This is a genomic window from Nesterenkonia sp. PF2B19 (assembly GCF_001758425.2).
Lineage (GTDB): Bacteria > Actinomycetota > Actinomycetes > Actinomycetales > Micrococcaceae > Nesterenkonia > Nesterenkonia aethiopica.
On sequence record NZ_MDSS02000126.1, the window covers coordinates 1 to 1,485 of the forward strand.

The 1,485-nt window shown below is 67.2% G+C and carries 3 protein-coding genes; 2 read left to right on the forward strand and 1 reads right to left on the reverse strand.

Annotated elements, in window-relative coordinates:
* Nucleotides 1–177 (forward strand): integrase core domain-containing protein (locus BCY76_RS17230; RefSeq protein ID WP_139827891.1); only part of this gene is annotated, 177 nt, incomplete at its 5' end.
* Between the two features lie 24 nt (nt 178–201).
* Here the strand turns inward: BCY76_RS17230 and BCY76_RS17235 are convergent.
* Nucleotides 202–873, reverse strand: coding sequence for an HAD-IA family hydrolase (locus BCY76_RS17235; RefSeq protein WP_085437970.1), 672 nt, complete (start codon nt 871–873; stop codon nt 202–204).
* A 133-nt stretch (nt 874–1,006) separates the two neighbouring features.
* Here BCY76_RS17235 and BCY76_RS17240 point away from each other — a divergent pair, with 133 nt between their 5' ends.
* Nucleotides 1,007–1,480 carry a hypothetical protein gene (locus BCY76_RS17240; protein WP_070159446.1) on the forward strand — a complete coding sequence of 158 codons (474 nt, stop codon included), beginning with the start codon at nt 1,007–1,009 and terminating at the stop codon, nt 1,478–1,480.
* Nucleotides 1,481–1,485 lie beyond the last annotated feature (5 nt).

The following is a 1,485-nucleotide window of genomic DNA, read 5'->3' on the forward strand; positions in this document are numbered from 1 at the left end:
ATGGTCGACGAGGTCCTCTACACCCGGGCCTACGATTCCGAACAGGCTCGCCGACAGGCCCTGCAGGTCTGGGTCAACCACTACAACTATCATCGGCCCCATACCTCCTGCGGCGATCAGCCCCCGGCCGCACTTGCCCCGGCGACTATCAACAACGTCATGCCCTCCTACATCTAGTCGGGCACCGGACTTCCGCTTGGGTCAGGGCAGAAGCAGCTGGAAGGCATCATGTCGCGGCGCCGGCTCCACCACGATCTGTGTCAGGTCCTCCACCGCCCACGCGGGCTCATACTCCGCGGCATGAGATCCGACGCCGAGGACCGCCATGCCGGCAGCGACCCCAGCCTCGACCCCTGCCTGCGAGTCTTCGAAGACCACACACTCCGCCGGGGCGACTCCCAGCTTCTCCGCCGCCTTCAGGAAGCCCTCCGGCGAGGGCTTGCTGGCCGTGACATCTTCCGCAGTGACCCGCAGATCAGGCATCCGCAGCCCGGCCGCACCCATTCGGGCGGCCGCCAATCGGGCATCCGCCGAGGTCACCAGCGCATGAGGAAGGCCCTCCAGTGCGCCCAGGAGAGCAGAGGCTCCCGCGATCGCGACGACCCCGTCGGCATCGACCGCCTCAGTGGCGAGCATCTCGCGGTTCTCCCGCAGATTCTCCTCCTGAGGCCGGCCAGGCAGAAGCATGGCCATGCTCTCCTGCCCCTGCCGGCCGTGGACGGTCCGGAGCACGAGCTCCGGGTCGAGCTGATGCCGCCGCGCCCAGCGCAGCCAGAGCTTCTCCACCACCGCGCGCGAGTCCACGAGCGTTCCGTCCATGTCCAGCAGGGCGGCGTGGAAGGTTCTGGCGGACGGGGAACCGGAGGTGGCCATGAAAGCTCCTGGGGTCGACGACGGACATCACCCTGGTCTCACCTTCTGGACGGCGATTGATCCTGTGTGATGCAGATCATAAGGTGCGAACGGCGCCCGAAGGGCGTCTCGGCATCCAGATGAGGAGCGCATCATGAAGACCCGGGCGACGGCGCTGATGGCAGCGACGGTCATCACCACCCTATCCGTCTCGCCCGCTGCGGCCGAGCCGCCGGACGGACCGCCCGGCCACTCTCCCCAGGCGCAGTTCACTCTGCAGGCGGATGTCCTGGACGGCGGCGAGCAGGTGACCTCCGTGACGATCGACGGACACCGCCTGAGACCGCTGGACGAAGAGTCCCTCACCACCTCCACGTTCACCGTCCACGCTGAAGCCCGGTATCCCGACGACGTCGATCTGATGGGCGAGGAGCAGACCGTGTACGCGGAGGAACGCGCGGTGACCGACGCGCAGCTGACCCCGTCCGGCGACATCCAGCTCGACCTGGAGACAGCGTTCGACCTCCCATGCGGGGGTTATTGGCCAGAATGTGTGTATGGCCCGGGCGTGTCATCCCCTTCCGGCCCAGCCTTTGCGGGTCCAGAGGCCTTCCTCAGCTATAGCTGAGGTGC

Bases quoted from the DNA above. Each gene is read 5' to 3' on its own strand.
- BCY76_RS17235 (WP_085437970.1), bottom strand. From the start codon at position 873: ATGGCCACCTCCGGTTCCCCGTCCGCCAGAACCTTCCACGCCGCCCTG.
- BCY76_RS17240 (WP_070159446.1), top strand. From the start codon at position 1,007: ATGAAGACCCGGGCGACGGCGCTGATGGCAGCGACGGTCATCACCACC.